Genomic DNA, 17218 nt, shown 5'->3' on the forward strand with positions numbered 1-17218 from the left:
AACGGCCACCTGACGGGTGACGCCAAATTACCAGCTGTCGCCCTTGAGATCGGTGAGTTCGACTTCCAGAAGTTCGAGATTTTCAGCAGCGGTGCCGGTTCCGGACAGCGTGTTGTGCACAGCTCCCCAGAACTTTGCCGAGACCTCGTTGTATTTCACCTTGGTCGCCGCAGATGGACGCGGTACGGCGGTCTCAAAAATCGGCTTCCACAGCGGCATGAAAGGCTGCGCTTTGGCAACGTCCTTGTCGTCATAGAGCGTCGCAATCGTTGGCATGTTGGAAAGTTCGATGGCGCGTTTTTTCTGGGTTTCTTCAGACCCTAGGAATTTCACTAGCGCAATCGCGGCTTCCTGGTTCTTGGAATATTTGGAAACGGCCGCATTCCAGCCACCCAATGTCGATGCTGCTGCCTGGCCTTCAGTACCGGCTGGCAGAGGCACGACTCCAAACTTGCCCTTGATAGCGCTGTCGCCACCGTTGCCCAGCGCGTAGACATAGGTCCAGTTGCGCATGAACACGGAATTGCCTGTCTGCCAAACGCCGCGGGCTTCTTCTTCCTTATAGGCAAGCGCACCCTGCGGCGAGATGGTACCGATCCAGCTTTTGGCCGTCTCGAGGGCCGCTGCCGCCTTCTCATTGTTGATGCTGATGTCGCCATTGGTTTCGACAATGTGGCCACCGCCGGCAGATGCAATCCACTCGAGTGCGTTGCAGGTCAGGCCCTCATAGGCGCTGCCCTGAAACACGAAGCCCCACATGTCTTTCTGTCCGGCCGTGCGTTCCTTGTCCTGAACCTCTTTGGCGGTTTCCGCCAGTTCCTTCCAGGTCTTGGGTGGCTGCTTGCCGTATTTCTCCAGCAAATCCTTGCGGTAGAACAGGGCTGGGGCGTCCGTGTACATCGGCATGGCAACCAGCTTGCCATCCACCGTCTGCGACGCGATGACGGATGGGAAATGTTTGGAAACGACATCCTTGGCCGCTTCGCTCAAATCCACGAACTGTTCTGCCAGTTGTGGTGCCCAGACCACGTCCGTCTGGTAGACGTCAACGTCGGTGTTACCGGCCGCAAGCCACAGACGATACTGGCTGAACTGCTCGCTGGATGATGGTGGCATGGTAACAAGTTTCACCTTGTGTCCACTCTGCTTTTCGAACTCCACCAGTTGCTCGCGAATGAAATTCAGGTTTTTACCCGTAGAATTCGCGGCCATCGAAATTTCCGCGGCCTGCGCGGCAAAGCCTGTGGACATCACACTGCCGCACAGGAACAAAACTTTTATCGAAACATTCATTGTCAAAACTCCTCCATGCCGATTTCAATCATCCTCTAAATTGAAAACGCTTTCGACTTCACAAAGCTGTCAAATTCGGAGCGCGGTGTCAATCCGTTCGATTTTAGAGATTTCATGCGCCGTTAACGGGCAATGCCGTTGAAAGTTTCCGCCTCTTTTCACTATTTGAGGCGGTTGATATTCATGTATTGAAATCGATTTCAAATTTTCAAGCTTGAAACTTAATGCTGTTGGCCGCATTCAAGAGAAAACGGCGGGGCGCATGAAACTCAAGGAATTCGCAGAAAAAGTGGGATTGTCACCCACCACGGTCAGCCGGGCGCTGGGTGGCTATCCTGAAGTGCGTCAGGAAACCCGCGACCGCGTTACCGAAGCCGCCCGCAAACTGGGCTACAGGCCCAATGCGAATGCCGTAAGGCTGGTCACGGGCAGGGCAGGTGCCATCGGCGTCGTCATGGGCAGAAGCGGCGGCGGCCATTTTTTCTCGGAATTCATGGGCGGCATGGCCAGTCGCCTGGAAGGCGAGGATACGGATATTCTCGTCAGCGTGACCACCGACAACGACCTCAACGAAGAGCTCAGCATCTTCAGCCGGTTGGCGCAGAGTGGCCGCGTCGATGGGATCATCATCCACTCGCCGCGTCCGGATGATGAGCGCATAGCGCTTCTGCACAAACTCGACGTCCCCTTCATGGTTCACGGGCGTTCTGCCACCAAATTCGAACACGCCTGGCTGGATATCGACAACCACTCCGTGGCCTATCTGTCCACCGTGCATTTGTTGGAGCGCGGCCACCGCAACATCGCCTTCATCAACGGTCCCAGGGGCAGAACCTTCGTCATCGATCGCGAAAACGGCTATCGCGATGCTCTGGAGACGATGAATATTTCAGCCGATCCGCGCATGATGCTGTCGTCACCTTTCAGCGAGGAAACGGCCTTTCAGTTCGCCCGCTCGCTGCTGGAAAAAAGCCCGCGTCCCACCGCCTTCGTGGCTGGTGCCATGATGACGGCACAGGGCGTTTACCGTGCCGCAAGCCAGCTTGGCCTCGTCATCGGCAAGGACGTATCCGTCATCGCGCATGATGACGTGTTCCCGTATCTGACGCCTGAGAGTATGTTGCCGTCACTTTCGACGACCCGTTCTCCCCAGCGCATGGCAGGCGAGAGGGTAACGGATTTGCTGCTGCAGATCATCGCCGGCCGCCCGGTAACGGAGTGTCAGGAACTATGGCCCGTCGATCTCGTTTTGCGGCAGTCGTCAGGTCCTGCAAAATGACATTATTTTAACGATCCGCCGTAACGGATTGTCAAAAAACCGTGTTGTATTATTGTTTTGATCTACAACGGTTGTTTCGCTTTTCTGGGAGGGAACAGGGACGCAACTGACGCGTTAACGATTTAACATTGGAGTGGGAGGAAGCCATGTTCGATTTCTTGAAAACAGCGCAAAACACGATAGCGGTAGAGGAAGAGACCGGCACCTACGCCGACGCCTTTCTGCAGATGCCCGAGATGCAATCCGACCGCATGGTCGCTCGCGAATATGGCCACGAATCCCATACCCGCGACTATGGTGACAGCCGCGAGGTTGCCAGAAACGCCCTCGGCTTTGCCTGATCCTAAAACGATCGGGAACCCTGACGGGCGAGATACGTTTACCCCATGATACCCGCGAGGCGGGCGACACGAATTTAAATGGACCATAAGCGGCGAACGAAAGTCGACCGAACGGCGATTTCGAAGAGGGTGTTGCCCGCCAATTTCATGTTAGGAGACGTCCATGACTGTCATCCCTGTTGAGCCCGTTCCCGGACAGGTTCCACCCCTTCCACCCCAGCCCGACGTTCCGCCAGTCAAAGAGCCGGAACCCGACGGACTACCGGATGATTTGCCACTTCCCAATCCCGATGAGAACGACGGCGTGCCACGTGCGCTGTGACGCCTAAAGAGCAAACCGGCTGACGGGTGCGCCAGCGACGGGAGCTTTAAATGAAATGACGGTACCGGCGACGCTGGCACCGTCATTTTCCGTTGTAAGGCTCGTCAGATACAGCGTCTTGAGGTCAGGCCCGCCGAAGCAGGGCATGGTCGGTCCCTTGAATGGAAATGTGTAAATTTCCACAATCTCGCCCTCTGGCGAGAATCGGTTCAGACGACCCGCCTGAACGCCCGCGCTCCAGTAAAAACCCTCGCTATCCGTTGCCGCCCCGTCCGGCCGTCCTTCGCCAGGTGCAAAGTCGTGCAGCCGTTGCACTGGCCCCAATTGTCCGGTCTGCGGTTCAAAATCAAACACTTGCAGCAACAACCCGCTGCTATCGGAATGATACATCCGCCTGCCGTCTGGGCTCCAGGCCAGACCGTTCGAGGTCAGCATGCTGCCATCGATCACACACGTAAAGTCACCGTTCGGCGCAACCCGATAAAGGCGGGCATTGCCGGTCTGTGGCACGGCCTCATCACGCGTACCCACCCAGAAATGACCGTCCGGTCCAACTTTGCCGTCATTAAGACGGCTGTCTGGCCGCCCGTCATCGGGGTCGCACAAACTGTCCAGCTGTCCCGTTGCCGGATCAAGCAGGTGAACGCCTGTTTGCAAGCCAACGACGACCATCCCGTTCTCGCAAAGGCCAAGACACCCAACGGGCGCGGGCATATCAAAGCGATCAAGATGTCCAGATTGCTCGAGGCGAAACACCGCAGGTGCCAGAATGTCGACAAACCAAAGGGCACCGGAACGGTCATCCCACACAGGCGATTCACCCACCTTGAGGGGGAGGTCGATCAGCTGATGAAACGTTGGTTCGATGATGTGCGGTTGGGTCATCTGCAATTACCTCAGTTCCCTACGCCTTCGAACATACGTGCGCGTGCTTTCAGAACGTGGTTTTTCATGGCGTCATGTGCAGCCTGTTCACGCCGCGCGAAAATGGCTTCCACGATTGCGGTATGCTCGTTCTGCACATCACGAACCCGTTGTGGAGTCCGTTTCAGGCTCAGGCTTCGCGTCACGGATTGCCCGATGGAAAAATGCGGCTTGAACCAGGCTCGGACGGTGATGTGAAACTGGTTCTGGCTCGCCATGGCAATGGCTTCATGCAAGGCGAAATCTTCATCCGCACCGAGGTCGCCATTCTCAAGGCAGGCTTCCAGCGCGGTAATGGCTTGTTCGATTCTTGCTCTGTCGGCGTTTTGCCAATTGCGCGCCGCAAGTTCGGCAGCTGATGCTTCCAGCCCGGACCGAAACTCGAAAAACCGCTGAACATCGGCAAGCGACCCCACGGGAATTTGCTGCAAGACAGACGAGTCCGGCTGCTGGCGCACATAGGAACCAGATCCCTTCCGGGACACGATGAGATCGTCATTGCGCAACCGCTCCAGTGCTTCGCGCACCACAGGCCGCGAAGCACCGAACATCACGGCGAGGTTCTGTTCGGACGGCAGGCGTTCGTTGACCGGAAACCGTCCGTCAGAAATCATCCCGACGATTTTTTCGTAAATCACATCGCTGAAACGCGTGTCGTTTCGTGGAGAAGCAGATGTCGCCAGATTGTCCATCAGCGCGCCTTTATCGGTTGCAAACCGCTGAGTTTGTTATGTTTTTAAAGTGGGTGCGGATCGAAAAGAAAAGTTGGGCGAGCACCGCGAGTGACCCATCAATAAAAAATCTGTAAAAATCTGTCAATACTTGTAATCATCTGAAAACGCCCATATGGTCTGCGTGCCGATGGAGGATTGGCATGCTGGCTGACCGGGAGGGTCGGTGCGACGGAGCGAAAGCTCTGTTGCTGCCAGTGACTTTTTGGGAGGATAATCGATGAGCGACGAGCATCTGTTTTCGCTGGGCGTAACACGCCGAACCTTTATCGCAGGGCTTGGAGGCGTTGCCGCCGTCTCGGTTCTGGGGGGACCTGCATTTGCTGCTGGCGGCAAAGAAGCGCCTGCGCTGGCGGCCATGGTAAAAGACGGCAAGTTGCCGCCACTGGCCGACCGGTTGCCGAAAAATCCGATGGTGGTCACGCCACACGAAAAAATCGGCACCTATGGCGGCACGCTGCGTCGCGGCCTTCGCGGTTCGTCGGACCATAACGGCATTTTGCGCATGGTCGGCAACCAGGGTCTGGTGCGCTGGAACATGGATTTCACCGAAGTTCTGCCGAACCTGGCGGAAAAATGGGAAGTCAGCGACGACGCTTCACAGTTCACATTCCATCTTATCCAAGGTGCCAAGTGGTCTGACGGTCATCCCTTCACCGCAGATGATGTCGTTTTTGCCATCGAGGACTGCATCAAGAACAAGGAGCTTTACAGCTCCGCACCAGCGCAATTGTCCGTCGCGGGCAAAGCCGTCAATGTTGAAAAAGTCGATGACTTCACGGTGAAATTCACCTTCGCCGCACCGAACGCGCTTTATCTCGAAAACCTTGCGACCCCGCTCGGTCAACACCCGACGATGTTTGCCAAGCACTATTGCAGCAAGTTCCTTCCGAAATACAACACGGCGCTGGACGCCGACGTCAAGGCCGCTGGTGTTTCCAGCTGGACCGAACTTTTCCGCGCCAAATGCGGTGATATCGAAATTCCCTCGCGCTGGTCAAATGTCGATAAGCCGACGCTCGATCCTTGGGTCGTCAAGGAGCCCTATTCCGGCGGTGCGACGCGCGTTGTCATGACACGCAATCCATACTTCTGGCAGGTCGATACCGAAGGCAACCAGTTGCCTTACATTGATGAGGTCAATTTCGGCATTTCACAGGATGTTGAATCGCTGATGTTAAACGTCATCTCTGGTAAGATCGATATTCAGGAACGCCACATCAGCGTTCTCGCCAACAAGCCGACCCTGTCGCAAAACATGAAAAAGGGTGATTACCGCCTGCTGACGCTGGTGCCATCTGCCGCGCAGCAGTGCCAGATTTACCTCAACATCACCCATAAAGACCCGGCGATGCGAAAGATGTTCGCCGACAAATCCTTCCGCCAGGCGCTGTCCATCGGCCTCAACCGGCAGGAAATCATCGACATCGTCTATTTCGGACAGAGCGAAGGCTATCAGGCCGGGCCTCGCCCGACACATCCGTGGTACCACGAAAAGCTGGCCCGCCAGAACACGGACTATGATGCAGACAAGGCCAACGAGTTGCTCGACAAGGCCGGTTACGACAAGAAGAACGACAACGGGATACGTCTGCGTCCAGATGGCCAACCAGTCTTCTTCTCCATCGACGTCATTCCGACGCTTTACCCCGATCTGGTGGACTCGCTGGAACTGGTGAAGGCCCAGTGGGCGCAGATCGGCGTCGATATCAAGGTCAACACCATTGAGCGCGCACTCTACTACACACGCGGCGATGACAATGCCCATGATGCAGCGGTGTGGCCAGGCCCTGGTGGTCTCGACCCAATGCTTGATCCGCGCGACTTCTTTGCCTTCCACCCGCAGGGCTCGCGTTACGCAATCCCTTGGGCACTGTGGTACACATCGAACGGCCAGAAGGGCGAAGAGCCGCCGGAAAGCCAAAAGCAGCGTTTCAAACTGTTCGATGAAGCACGCTCGACAGCCGATCTTGCCAAGCGCGGCAAGAAGATGAAGCAGATATTCGATATCGCCGCAGAAGAGTTCGAGACCATTGGTCTTTGCCTCGCCGTCGGTGGCTTCGGCATCATCCGCAACAATCTTCGTAACGTGCCGGAAACGGAACCGGACAGCTGGACATGGCCGAACCCCGGTCCTGCGCTGCCGCAACAGTTCACCTTCACAAGCTAACAACGTCACTTTGGCGTCGCCGTCTCACGGCGGCGACGCTTTCAGTCTGTGTCGACCGCCCGCATCCGTCGTTCAGGGACGGTGGCGTGCGCGGTAAAATGTGATTGCGAGAGCGACATGCTGATTTTTATCGTCAAACGCCTGCTGTGGATGATCCCGTCCCTGTTTGCCGTCAGTTTTCTGGCCTTCGTCCTCATCCAGTTGCCTCCCGGCGACTATGTGACGACATACATCGCCACACTGGCCGCCTCCAACGAAGTCATCGACCACAATACGGCAGCGCAATTGCGTGAACGTTTCGGCCTCGATGACCCGATGATCATTCAATATCTGAAATGGATATGGGGCATCATCAGCCGCGGTGATTTCGGCATATCCTTTGAGTGGCAACAGCCGGTGTCGGGCCTCATCTGGGAACGCATGGCGCTGACGCTGGTGTTGGCTGTCGCAAGCCTTCTGGCCACATGGGCCATCGCCCTTCCCATCGGCGTCTACTCCGCTGTCCGCAAATACTCGATTGGCGATTATCTCTTCACTGCATTTTCCTTTTTCGGCCTTTCCGTGCCGTCGTTCCTCCTTGCACTCGTGCTGATGTACATCGCGGCGGTCGAGTTCGGGGCGGATGTCGGCGGTCTGTTTTCGCCGGAATATGAAACCGCGTCGTGGAGCATCGGCAAGATGGTCGATCTCATGGCCCATATCTGGTTGCCGGTTGCCATCCTTGCCATCTCCTCCACCGCCAGCCTTATCCGCGTCATGCGCGCCAATATGCTAGATGAGTTGCCGAAACCCTACGTCACCACGGCACGTGCCAAGGGCCTGTCGGAGTTTCGCCTGTTGACGAAATATCCGCTGCGCATTGCGCTCAACCCCTTCATTTCCACCATTGCATGGCTGCTGCCCAACCTCATCTCGGGCTCAGTGGTCGTTGCCATCGTGCTCAACCTGCCCACCGCCGCACCCCTGCTTTTGCAGTCACTAATGGCGCAGGACATGTATCTCGCCGGGGCATTCGTGCTCCTGATCTGCGCACTGACGCTGATCGGATCGCTCATCAGCGACATTCTGCTGGCGCTGGTCGATCCGCGCATCCGTCTCGAATAGGAGGGCGTCATGAGTGACATTGCCATCACCACCGCTGTCCGCCCGGACCGCGCCGCCGTCGCCTCACAATGGCAGCTCATCTGGTGGGCGTTCAAACGCCACCGGCTGGCCATGGCCGCGCTGTTCATCACCGTCGCCATGTATATCGTGGCGCTCGTACCTGGCTTTTTTGCCATCAATGATCCGGTGCTGCAAAACGCCCGCGCCACGTTCTATCCGCCGCAACGGGTCCATTTCATCGATACGACAGATGGTTTCTCCGTCGGCCTACACTATTATCCGCTCAAGCTGACGCGTGATCCTGAAACGCTGGCCGCCGTCTTCGTGGAAGACACGGGCAAGAAAATCCCCATCCAGCTTTTCGGACGCGGTTACGAATACTCCGTGCTCGGCCTGTTCAACACCAACATTCACCTCTTGGCCTCAACTGATAAAACCCGCCCGCTCTTCCTGTTTGGTGCAGATCGTCTGGGGCGCGATGTCTTTAGCCGCGTGGTGCAGGGGTCGCAGATTTCGCTGTCTATCGGTCTCGTCGGCGTCTTCTTCTCGCTGCTGCTTGGCGTCGTCTTAGGTGGCATCTCCGGCTATTATGGTGGGCGCATCGATTTCGTCATGCAGCGCGTGATCGATTTCGTGCTGTCGTTGCCCACCATCCCCATCTGGCTTGCCATGGCCGCAGCACTGCCGCAGGGCTGGCCCGCCACGTTGCAATATATGATGATCACCATCATCCTCTCGCTCACCGGCTGGGCGCAGCTTGCCCGCGTGGTGCGTGGCCGCTTCCTGTCGCTCAGAACCGAGGAATTCGTGGCGGCAGCCCGTCTGGATGGCGTGCCGGAAGGCCGCATCATCTTCCGCCATATGCTGCCCAGCTTTTCCAGCCACATCATCGCTTCGGTCACACTGGCCGTCCCGGCGATGATCCTTGCCGAGACTTCGCTGTCCTTCCTCGGCCTTGGCCTGCAACCGCCCACCATTTCCTGGGGCGTGCTGCTGCGTGAAGCCCAGAATATTCGCTCCATCGCAACCGCACCCTGGCTGTTTCTGCCCGGTGTCGCTGTTGTCGTCGCCGTCATGGCGCTCAACCTGCTCGGTGACGGTCTGCGCGATGCAGCCGATCCCTACAACAAGTGAGGCCACAGATGAGCGATATTCTCCCGATCAAGCCTGCGAAGCCGCTCCTCGAAGTCCGCAATCTCGTCACGGAATTTCCAGTGCGCAATGGCGTGTTCCGCGCCGTTAACGACCTGTCCTTCTCGATCGATCCGGGCAAGACTTTGTGCGTGGTAGGCGAAAGCGGCTCCGGCAAATCCGTCACCGCCCGTTCGATTCTGCAAATTATTGATAGCCCCGGCCACATCGCGTCCGGCTCCATCATCCTCAACCGTGCGAATGGAACGACGCTCGATCTGGCAAAGCTCGATCCACGCAGCCGCGCCATCCGTTCGGTGCGCGGTGCGGATATTTCGATGATTTTCCAGGAGCCGATGTCCTCGTTGTCGCCGGTCCACACGGTGGGTGATCAGATTACCGAAGTGCTCCGTCTGCATCTGAAAATGAGCAAGGCGCAGGCGAGGGCGGAAGCCATCGAATTGCTGCGACAGGTGGAAATTCCCAACCCGGAAACGGCGCTGGACAAATATGCCTTCCAATATTCCGGTGGCATGCGCCAGCGTGCCATGATCGCCATGGCGCTGGCCTGCAAACCGCAATTGCTGATCGCGGATGAGCCGACAACAGCACTCGACGTCACCACACAGGCCGAAATCCTCGACCTCATTGCCCGCTTGCAGAAAGCACATGGCATGGCCGTGCTGTTCATCACCCATGACATGGGCGTGGTGGCACAGATTGCCGATGACGTGCTGGTTATGCACCACGGCGTTGCCAAGGAATATGGCACGGTCGAGCAAATCTTCCACAGCCCGCAAGATCCTTATACCCGCATGCTGATCGGCTCGGTTCTGAAGCTAGAACAGAAGGCCGAGATACGGCTCGCCCGACCGCCGCTCGATCTCACCGCCGCACCGATTCTGGAAGTCAAAGACCTTTCCATGCACTTCGGTGAGATGAAGGCGCTGGACGGCGTGTCCATCAAGCTTTTGCCAGGCGAAACACTGGGCATCGTCGGCGAAAGCGGTTCCGGCAAGACCACCATGGGCCGCTCCATCATGCGGCTTTACGACCCGACGGGTGGCGAAATGCTTTACCGCAAGGCGGATGGCAGCGTGGTCGATCTGGCGAAGATCGAGGGTGCTGAACTCAAAGCCGCCCGGCGCGAATTGCGCATGGTGTTTCAGGACCCTTTCGGCTCGCTCAACCCGCGCATGACGGTAGCGCAGGTCATCGGAGAGCCGCTTCTCGTCAATGGCATCGCCAAGGGTAAGGAGCTTGATGAACGCGTCTGCGCGCTGATGGATCAGGTGGGGCTGGACCCCGCCGGGCGTGAACGTTACCCGCATGCTTTTTCCGGCGGTCAGCGTCAGCGCATCGGCATCGCCCGAGCCATTACGCTCAAGCCGCGCATTATCGTTGCGGACGAGGCGACATCGGCACTCGACGTGTCCGTCCGGTTCCAGGTGCTGGATTTGTTGATGCGGCTACAGGACGAGCTTGGCCTTGCCTATATCTTCATCAGCCATGACATCGGCGTTATCAGATATATGTGTGACCGCGTCGGCGTCATGTATCGCGGCAAGCTGGTGGAAGTGGGTGATGCGGAAAAGGTCTGCAACGCGCCGGATCACCCCTACACGCAAGCACTTCTCTCCGCCATTCCACGCCCCGATCCACGTGATCGGGATCGCACCCGCCGTTTCCGTTACATCGAACCTGCCGCCGTCAAGACCGAAAGCAAAGCTGGTTGATACGGCGCGCCTGCTAAAATCCATGAGGAAGACAAGAGCATGAAAATCGATCGCATGCGGGTATTCGTCACCCGCGACAAGGACCGCCCGCGTGTCGTCGTGGCGCTGGATACCGATGACGGGCTGACCGGCTGGGGTGAGTGCTACAATCATGGCCCCGATCTCGCACTGCCGCCGATCCTAGATTACCTCTATAATTTCCTGGCGGGCCAAGACCCGACGCGGGTCGAATACCTCTATAATCTCATGCTCCAGCAGAACCGCTTTCCGCCCGGTGCGCTTGGCCTATCTGCCATGTCCGCCCTCGACCATTGCCTGTGGGACCTTGCCGCCAAGGCCGCCGGAGTGCCGGTCTACAAGCTGCTGGGCGGCGAAGTTCGTGACCGCATCAAGGTCTATGCCGGCGTCTATACAGCACCGGATGCACCGGCAGCCAAGGAAGAATTCGACCGTCTGAATGAAGAATGGGGCTTCACGGCTTTCAAACTCAGCCCCTGGCGTCTCGATATCCACGCCCATCGCTGGGGTGAGGTCGTCAGAAGTTCGGCGGAGTATTTCCGTTCGCTGCGCGAAACCGTGCGCTCCGATTACGATATCGCCTTCGATGCTCACGCCAAGATTTTCGAACCCGCGGCCGCCCGCCAGCTTGGCAATGCGTTGGCACCTTATGATCCGCTGTTTTTCGAAGAGCCTTTGCGCCCGGAAAATATCGAAATGTGGGGAGACCTGAAACAGGGTCTCAACTGCACACTGGCGACAGGCGAAAGCCTTTATAACCGCAACGAATTTCTGCGGCTCTTGCAGGTCAAGGGTGCCGATATCATCCAGCCGGATATCTGCGTCGTCGGCGGTATCTCCGAAATGCGTCGCATCGCCACGCTTGCCGAAGCCCATTTCGTCAGCATTGCGCCGCATAACCCCATGGGGCCGCTGGCAACAGCCGTCAACGTTCACTTCTCTGCCGCACAGCAGAATTTCCGCATTCTGGAGTACCGCTTGCCCAAGGGTCAATGCTACGTCTATGGCGGCACCGATCTGGAAAAGCGTGAAGACGAAACGCGCTACGTGGTCGATCCCTATCTGCCGAAGGATGGCTATCTCGAATTGCGGCCGGATCGCCCCGGCTGGGGTGTCGAGATGAATGAAAAGGCCATGCAGGAAGACGGTTATATCCACTGGCAACGCCGGGTTCCAAAGCGACCAGACGGCTCCTATGCCTTTGCCTGATGTAATTTCAATTGCCAGCGGGCCGTTCTCGGCCCGCATCTGTCCCGCGTGGGGCGGGCGCATGACGCATCTCACCCACGCGCAGTTTGGCGATATCTTGATGCCAACAGAAACGGATGTGTTCGATCCCTGGAACTGGCCGAAGGCAGGGGCCTATCCGTTGTTTCCCTATCATAACCGCCTCTATGGCGCGTCTTTCGTGCATGGAGGCGTCGCATACAACGTCCTGCCAAATCCAGCACTCGGCAAGGATGCCACCCACGGCCCTGCGCACCGTCGCCCATGGCACCTAGCAAGTCAGACGTCGGATAAGGCCGTGCTCGCACTTGCCTATGAAGCGGATGACGAGTGGCCCTTTGCATTCGAAGCGCAGCAGTCATTTACGCTTACTGCGCAAGGGCTGACGGTGCAGCTAACACTCACCAACAAAGCAGAGGTCCCGGCACCCGCCGCCATCGGCTGGCATCCCTATTTTGCCGCGGGGCTGGATCGTGAAGCGCAAACGGATGCGGCGCTTGCCTATCCGCTGGACGATCATGACCTTCCCACAGGCGAGCCACCCGTCGCCCGCTCTACGAAGTTTTTACCGGCGCTCGCGGGTTACACGAAACATTTCGCGCAGTGGTCACATGCAAAGATTATTCTGAAAGATAGCCGGTCGCTCGTGATAGAGGCCGATCCGGTCCTGAGCCATCTCGCTGCCCACCGGACGGAACGCTACATCTGCCTTGAGCCAGTTTCCATGGCTGCTGGAACCCTGTACCAGCCTGAGGCCCAGCGTGGCGATTTAGGCCTTAAGATACAGGCTCCAGGTGAAAGCCTTATCGGCACCATGAGGCTCAGCCTTTAGATCAGCGCTCCCGTCTTAGGCTCGTCCAGGTCTGCCTCTTGCTGACCGGCTGGATGCGCAATCGCGAGCTCGTAGTCGTCAGGCAGCTCAGCCGCTTGCTCGCTGTTCATGATGCCGTAAGGAACCATGGTGCCGTTCTGGTCCGGAACGGAAACTTCGACCAATGTTTTCTGGTTCACGGGAAAGACTTTCAAAGGAGGAATCAAGAAGAGCCGCAACGGACCACTTTTGGAAGCTCGTTTCGGCACCTGTGGCAATTCTATGAATGAAGAACGCAATCGTTCTACGACACCGTCATCGTTAACGGGTTCGTGAATCCACGGCCTTAACCGGCAGCGGCACGTCTCTGCGGTTCATCACGGCTGAGCAGCCGCGTTACCTGCTGGAGAAGACTGGTTGGCAGGCATGGCTTCTGACAGAAAGCGGAGTCGGGATAAACTTCCTCCAACGCTTTTCCATCGGCATGGCCGGAATGAAACACGAAGGGAATATTCGTTTCCTTCAATTTGTCCGCCACCGGAAACACGTCTCCGTCTGTTAGCCGAACGTCGAGAATAGCGCAGGTGGGGATGTTCTCATCGAGATAAGACAGAGCGTCTGCGGTACTCGGAAATGGTCCTGCAACGGTCCAGCCCTCGTCCTCGAGGGTCATCTGAATGTCCATTGCGACAAATACTTCGTCTTCAACCAGCAACACGGTCTTCTGCGTCATGTCTTACCTTGATCTTCATCGTCAGGGTGTGCGTCAGCCGTGCCCCATCGACCTCAGTTGAAACCGTACCGCCGATTTGTTTTGCGGCGCTGGTCAAGAGCACTGTCCCAAATCCAGCCACTCCTGACCCCTCAACGGGTACCGTGCCTATTTCGTTCCAAACCAAATCGATATGATCGCCCTTTTCTTCCCAGTCGATGCGCAATTCCCCACCTTCCTTGCCAAGAACGCCGTGTTTGAGCGCATTGGTGGACCATTCATGGAGGATCAGCGTCAATGGCGTGATGCAGTTCACCGCTATCAGAAAGTCCTTACCCCTAATGTCGATTACGGCGTGCCTGTTATAGGGCGTCAGGATGGTGTCGAGTAGGTCGTGGATGGGAACCGCAGAGGTGCGTTTCTGGTTCGAGGCCAGGGAATGTGCGCTTCCCAGCGCCAGAATTCTGCCCTCGACATCCTCCACCAGACTTTTGATTGTTTCGTGCTTGCGGGCAGACATGCGCAATATACCACCGATCATCGCAAACAGATTTTTGACGCGGTGGTTCATTTCGCTCAGCATCAGTTCACGCGCTTCCGCCAGTTCGTATTCCGCCGTCACATCCACACTGACGCCGATCACGCGGTCCGGATTGCTGTCCGCAACGTGCCGGGCAAACGTCTTGAGCCATCGTGGACGTCCATCGACACCGGTGATGCGAGAGGTCAGCTCGAACCCGGTATGATTATGCACGGCTGAATCCAATGCATCGTGCAATTGCTGTCTGTCCAGTTTGTTGAAGTTTTGCAGAACGGCTTGCAACGCGGGTCGACCATCTCTGGTTTGAAGCAGCTCCATGGCCGCTCCCCCCAGCACGAATTCACCGTGATCCGGCAAATACTCCCAAACACCGATCCCGGCCGCCTCGATAGCCAGCTCATGACGCTCCTGCTCGGCCGCCAGCTGGCTTTCCATGCTCAGCGCATGGGATATGTCGGTCATGATGATCGTGGCACCATCTATTGCTCCATCGGCGGTGCGGTACGGCAGAATACGTAGGGAAAACGTACGCTCCTGCTCCGGGTCCATAACGGTCTGATTATACTCCAGGCCGTTGGCCATCACGCTTTTGACGCGAGCGGTAAAATCGAGAGACGGATATCGGCTTGCCACATCGGATAGCGGGCGGCCTCTGTCGGTGGGTTGCAGCGGGAAGATCGCCGTCGCCGCTCTCGTATAGGATCGCAGCCTCATCTCGTCATCGAGAACGATGACCGCCAGACTGGTCGAATCGAAGAAGTTGCGCAGATCGGCATTGGCCACGGAGACTTCGTCGATCTTGGTTTTCAATTCGTCGTTGACGGTCGTCAATTCCTCGTTTGTCGACTGAAGCTCCTCGTTCATCGACATCATTTCTTCGTTGGAGCTTTTCAGCTCCTCATTGGCGGTCTCAAGCTCCTCCGTCGCTGATCGCAACCGGTGTTTGGCGGAGCGCAACTCCCGCTCCAATGCTTCGACATGGCCATCACCCGGCTCCATCTCCACAAGGTCAATGGCCTCCAGCGGTGTAAACATAGCCGATTCCTGAAACACCACGAGATAGGCGTTCTCTTCCAAGGGATCGCAGATAATCTCGGTCTTTAGCGTGCCAAAGTCGGTGATGACGTCGACATTGCGGGCAACAACACGCCTCTTTGCCGTTGCCGCCTGCCGTACCAGCGCGCCCAATTGTTCCTTGACGCCGGGACGGGCCAGGGTAAACGCACTGGTTTCGCTCGTTCCAGACACGGGAAACTCAAAGAACCGGCTCAGCCGGCCATAGGCCGCAACGATCTGCCCGTCATTGTCCAGCACGACACTTGCCGGTACGTAGCGTTCCATCAGCCGGCTTGTAGCCAGTTCTTCAACGGAGCCCGACATCTTTTCGACTTCGGCCCGTGGAACGGCAGGGCGGCGATTGCTGCGCTCTCCCGGAAGCGGAATAGGGTAGGTGGGAGATCCCGGCAGGCGCTCGAACAATCTGGCTTTCTGGTCGATGACGGAAAAGACGCTGTCGAAGCGCCCCACCGTTTCCGAAGAGCCGAGAAAAAGAAAACCACCCGGACGGATCGCGTAATGCAGCAGCGGCATGACCGTCTTTTGAAGCTTGTCGTCAAAATAGATCAGCAGGTTTCGGCAGGAGACGAGGTCCACCTTGGAAAACGGCGGGTCCTTGATCAGGCTGTGGCCGGAAAAGCGGATCATATCCCGGATTTGACCGATGAAGTTGAAACGCTCCTTGTGCGGAATGACGTAATGCTCTTGCAGTTCGTGCGGTATGTCGGCCAGTAACGCGATCGGATAAGAGCCTTCCCGGGCGATTTTGAGCATGCTCTCATCGATATCGGTCGCAAATATCTGCACGTTGCAGGGCAGGTTCAGATTTCTGGCGGCCTCTGCAAACAGGATCGCGATCGTGTAAGCCTCTTCGCCACTCGAACAGCCGGGAATCCAGACCCGCACACCCTCTTCGCTGCCAGCCGCATCGCGCATCAGATTGGTGATGGCGATCTCGTTCAGGACGTCGAACGAATGCCGGTCGCGAAAAAAGCGGGTTACATTGATCAGCAAATCTCGAAACAGCGCATCGCACTCGTCATGATCCGTCTGGACACGGGCCAGATATTCGGTGCCCCTGTCTATACCCAGCACATGCATGCGTCGCTCGACCCGCCGAACGAAGGTCGTTTGCTTGTAGCCGGTAAAATCATGACCGACGCTGCGCCGAAGCGCCGTGCAAAGGTCTTCGACAATATCCGCGATCTTCGACGTCTCTTTTTTATCGGACCCTTGGCTCTTTCGAAAAAAGAAACCGCCGATGCAAGCCAGAATCTCCTGTGGTGGTCTGATGAAGTCGACAAGGCCGGTGCCGGTTGCCGAAACGGGCATACCGTCATACTTGGCCGTTGAAGGCTCCTGAACGACACAGAGCCCGCCATTTTCCTTGATGGCGCGCAGCCCCGTTGATCCATCGGCACCCGTGCCAGACAGAATAACGCAGGCGGAATTCGATTGCTGATCGTTGGCGAGAGAGATGAAGAAGTCATCGATAGGCCGGCGCAACCCGCGCGGCTGGGCAAAGTCGTTCAGCACGAGCCGCCCGCGCTCGATGCTTAGTCCCTTACCCGGTGGAATGATGAAGACCGTATCAGCCTCTATGGCTTCACCGCCCTCGCATTGACGAACGCTGAGCCGCGTGTGCCTGTCCAGTAACTCTGCCAGCATGCTTTCGTGGTGTGGATCGAGATGCTGGACGACAACGAATGCAAGCCCGGTTGGAACCTCGGCCGCGCTCAACATCTCGCGCAGCGCCTCCAGACCACCGGCCGAAGAGCCGACGCCGACGACGGGAACATTATAATCTTTAGACAAACACTCG

At 57.3% G+C, this 17218-nt stretch carries 15 protein-coding genes; 9 read left to right on the forward strand and 6 right to left on the reverse strand.

What is annotated here, in order from left to right; all coding sequences use genetic code 11:
• Positions 1 to 27: 27 nt before the first annotated feature.
• Positions 28 to 1293: an ABC transporter substrate-binding protein gene (locus tag DSM25558_RS05860; RefSeq protein WP_077102746.1), complete on the reverse strand. Its 1266-nt coding sequence runs from the start codon at positions 1291 to 1293 to the stop codon at positions 28 to 30.
• Positions 1294 to 1555: 262 nt separating this feature from the next.
• Here DSM25558_RS05860 and DSM25558_RS05865 point away from each other — a divergent pair, with 262 nt between their 5' ends.
• The 3 genes from DSM25558_RS05865 (at position 1556) to DSM25558_RS28955 (ending at position 3235) form a co-directional block, all read left to right on the forward strand.
• Positions 1556 to 2572 carry a substrate-binding domain-containing protein gene (locus tag DSM25558_RS05865; protein WP_077102748.1) on the forward strand — a complete coding sequence of 339 codons (1017 nt, stop codon included), beginning with the start codon at positions 1556 to 1558 and terminating at the stop codon, positions 2570 to 2572.
• Between the two features lie 146 nt (positions 2573 to 2718).
• Positions 2719 to 2913 (forward strand): hypothetical protein, encoded by a 195-nt coding sequence (locus tag DSM25558_RS05870; RefSeq protein WP_077102750.1) that lies wholly within the window; start codon positions 2719 to 2721, stop codon positions 2911 to 2913.
• 163 nt (positions 2914 to 3076) lie between these two features.
• On the forward strand, positions 3077 to 3235 hold the full coding sequence (locus tag DSM25558_RS28955) for a hypothetical protein (RefSeq protein ID WP_181951707.1): 159 nt from the start codon (positions 3077 to 3079) through the stop codon (positions 3233 to 3235).
• A 3-nt stretch (positions 3236 to 3238) separates the two neighbouring features.
• Here DSM25558_RS28955 and DSM25558_RS05875 read toward each other — a convergent pair whose 3' ends face one another.
• Positions 3239 to 4120 (reverse strand): SMP-30/gluconolactonase/LRE family protein, encoded by an 882-nt coding sequence (locus tag DSM25558_RS05875; RefSeq protein ID WP_077102752.1) that lies wholly within the window; start codon positions 4118 to 4120, stop codon positions 3239 to 3241.
• Between the two features lie 11 nt (positions 4121 to 4131).
• Positions 4132 to 4851, reverse strand: coding sequence for a FadR/GntR family transcriptional regulator (locus DSM25558_RS05880; protein ID WP_077102754.1), 720 nt, complete (start codon positions 4849 to 4851; stop codon positions 4132 to 4134).
• Between the two features lie 259 nt (positions 4852 to 5110).
• Between DSM25558_RS05880 and DSM25558_RS05885 the strand changes: the two genes are divergently transcribed.
• The 6 genes from DSM25558_RS05885 (at position 5111) to DSM25558_RS05910 (ending at position 13108) form a co-directional block, all read left to right on the forward strand.
• The gene (locus tag DSM25558_RS05885) at positions 5111 to 7060 is read left to right on the forward strand and encodes an ABC transporter substrate-binding protein (RefSeq protein ID WP_077102756.1); all 1950 of its coding nucleotides are present in this window, start codon (positions 5111 to 5113) and stop codon (positions 7058 to 7060) included.
• A 117-nt stretch (positions 7061 to 7177) separates the two neighbouring features.
• On the forward strand, positions 7178 to 8164 hold the full coding sequence (locus tag DSM25558_RS05890) for an ABC transporter permease (protein ID WP_077102758.1): 987 nt from the start codon (positions 7178 to 7180) through the stop codon (positions 8162 to 8164).
• Between the two features lie 9 nt (positions 8165 to 8173).
• The gene (locus tag DSM25558_RS05895) at positions 8174 to 9298 is read left to right on the forward strand and encodes an ABC transporter permease (protein WP_077102760.1); all 1125 of its coding nucleotides are present in this window, start codon (positions 8174 to 8176) and stop codon (positions 9296 to 9298) included.
• A gap of 8 nt (positions 9299 to 9306) precedes the next feature.
• Entirely contained in the window at positions 9307 to 11031 is a 1725-nt protein-coding gene (locus DSM25558_RS05900) for an ABC transporter ATP-binding protein (RefSeq protein WP_077102762.1), read from the forward strand.
• Positions 11032 to 11070: 39 nt separating this feature from the next.
• Positions 11071 to 12258, forward strand: a complete 1188-nt coding sequence (locus tag DSM25558_RS05905) for a galactarate dehydratase (RefSeq protein ID WP_077102764.1) — start codon at positions 11071 to 11073, stop codon at positions 12256 to 12258.
• Positions 12245 to 13108 carry an aldose epimerase family protein gene (locus DSM25558_RS05910; RefSeq protein WP_077102766.1) on the forward strand — a complete coding sequence of 288 codons (864 nt, stop codon included), beginning with the start codon at positions 12245 to 12247 and terminating at the stop codon, positions 13106 to 13108. The genes DSM25558_RS05905 and DSM25558_RS05910 overlap by 14 nt, the downstream gene beginning before the upstream one ends.
• Here the strand turns inward: DSM25558_RS05910 and DSM25558_RS05915 are convergent.
• The 3 genes from DSM25558_RS05915 to DSM25558_RS05925 form a co-directional block, all read right to left on the reverse strand.
• A complete protein-coding gene (locus DSM25558_RS05915; protein WP_077102768.1) occupies positions 13105 to 13287 on the reverse strand; it encodes a hypothetical protein in 183 nt (60 codons plus the stop codon). The genes DSM25558_RS05910 and DSM25558_RS05915 overlap by 4 nt on opposite strands.
• Positions 13288 to 13433: 146 nt before the next feature.
• On the reverse strand, positions 13434 to 13820 hold the full coding sequence (locus tag DSM25558_RS05920; protein ID WP_077102770.1) for a response regulator: 387 nt from the start codon (positions 13818 to 13820) through the stop codon (positions 13434 to 13436).
• Positions 13792 to 17211 carry a chemotaxis protein CheB gene (locus DSM25558_RS05925; protein WP_077102772.1) on the reverse strand — a complete coding sequence of 1140 codons (3420 nt, stop codon included), beginning with the start codon at positions 17209 to 17211 and terminating at the stop codon, positions 13792 to 13794. The genes DSM25558_RS05920 and DSM25558_RS05925 overlap by 29 nt, the downstream gene beginning before the upstream one ends.
• Between the last annotated feature and the right edge of the window lie 7 nt (positions 17212 to 17218).

Origin of the sequence: Agrobacterium sp. DSM 25558, from assembly GCF_900100825.1 — a bacterium.
Taxonomy (GTDB): Bacteria; Pseudomonadota; Alphaproteobacteria; order Rhizobiales; family Rhizobiaceae; genus Agrobacterium.

What these genes read in the sequence shown, in the direction of transcription:
- DSM25558_RS05860 (WP_077102746.1), bottom strand. Translation starts at nt 1,293, where the DNA reads ATGAATGTTTCGATAAAAGTTTTGTTCCTGTGCGGCAGTGTGATGTCC.
- DSM25558_RS05865 (WP_077102748.1), top strand. Translation starts at nt 1,556, where the DNA reads ATGAAACTCAAGGAATTCGCAGAAAAAGTGGGATTGTCACCCACCACG.
- DSM25558_RS05870 (WP_077102750.1), top strand. Translation starts at nt 2,719, where the DNA reads ATGTTCGATTTCTTGAAAACAGCGCAAAACACGATAGCGGTAGAGGAA.
- DSM25558_RS28955 (WP_181951707.1), top strand. Translation starts at nt 3,077, where the DNA reads ATGACTGTCATCCCTGTTGAGCCCGTTCCCGGACAGGTTCCACCCCTT.
- DSM25558_RS05875 (WP_077102752.1), bottom strand. Translation starts at nt 4,120, where the DNA reads ATGACCCAACCGCACATCATCGAACCAACGTTTCATCAGCTGATCGAC.
- DSM25558_RS05880 (WP_077102754.1), bottom strand. Translation starts at nt 4,851, where the DNA reads ATGGACAATCTGGCGACATCTGCTTCTCCACGAAACGACACGCGTTTC.
- DSM25558_RS05885 (WP_077102756.1), top strand. Translation starts at nt 5,111, where the DNA reads ATGAGCGACGAGCATCTGTTTTCGCTGGGCGTAACACGCCGAACCTTT.
- DSM25558_RS05890 (WP_077102758.1), top strand. Translation starts at nt 7,178, where the DNA reads ATGCTGATTTTTATCGTCAAACGCCTGCTGTGGATGATCCCGTCCCTG.
- DSM25558_RS05895 (WP_077102760.1), top strand. Translation starts at nt 8,174, where the DNA reads ATGAGTGACATTGCCATCACCACCGCTGTCCGCCCGGACCGCGCCGCC.
- DSM25558_RS05900 (WP_077102762.1), top strand. Translation starts at nt 9,307, where the DNA reads ATGAGCGATATTCTCCCGATCAAGCCTGCGAAGCCGCTCCTCGAAGTC.
- DSM25558_RS05905 (WP_077102764.1), top strand. Translation starts at nt 11,071, where the DNA reads ATGAAAATCGATCGCATGCGGGTATTCGTCACCCGCGACAAGGACCGC.
- DSM25558_RS05910 (WP_077102766.1), top strand. Translation starts at nt 12,245, where the DNA reads ATGCCTTTGCCTGATGTAATTTCAATTGCCAGCGGGCCGTTCTCGGCC.
- DSM25558_RS05920 (WP_077102770.1), bottom strand. Translation starts at nt 13,820, where the DNA reads ATGACGCAGAAGACCGTGTTGCTGGTTGAAGACGAAGTATTTGTCGCA.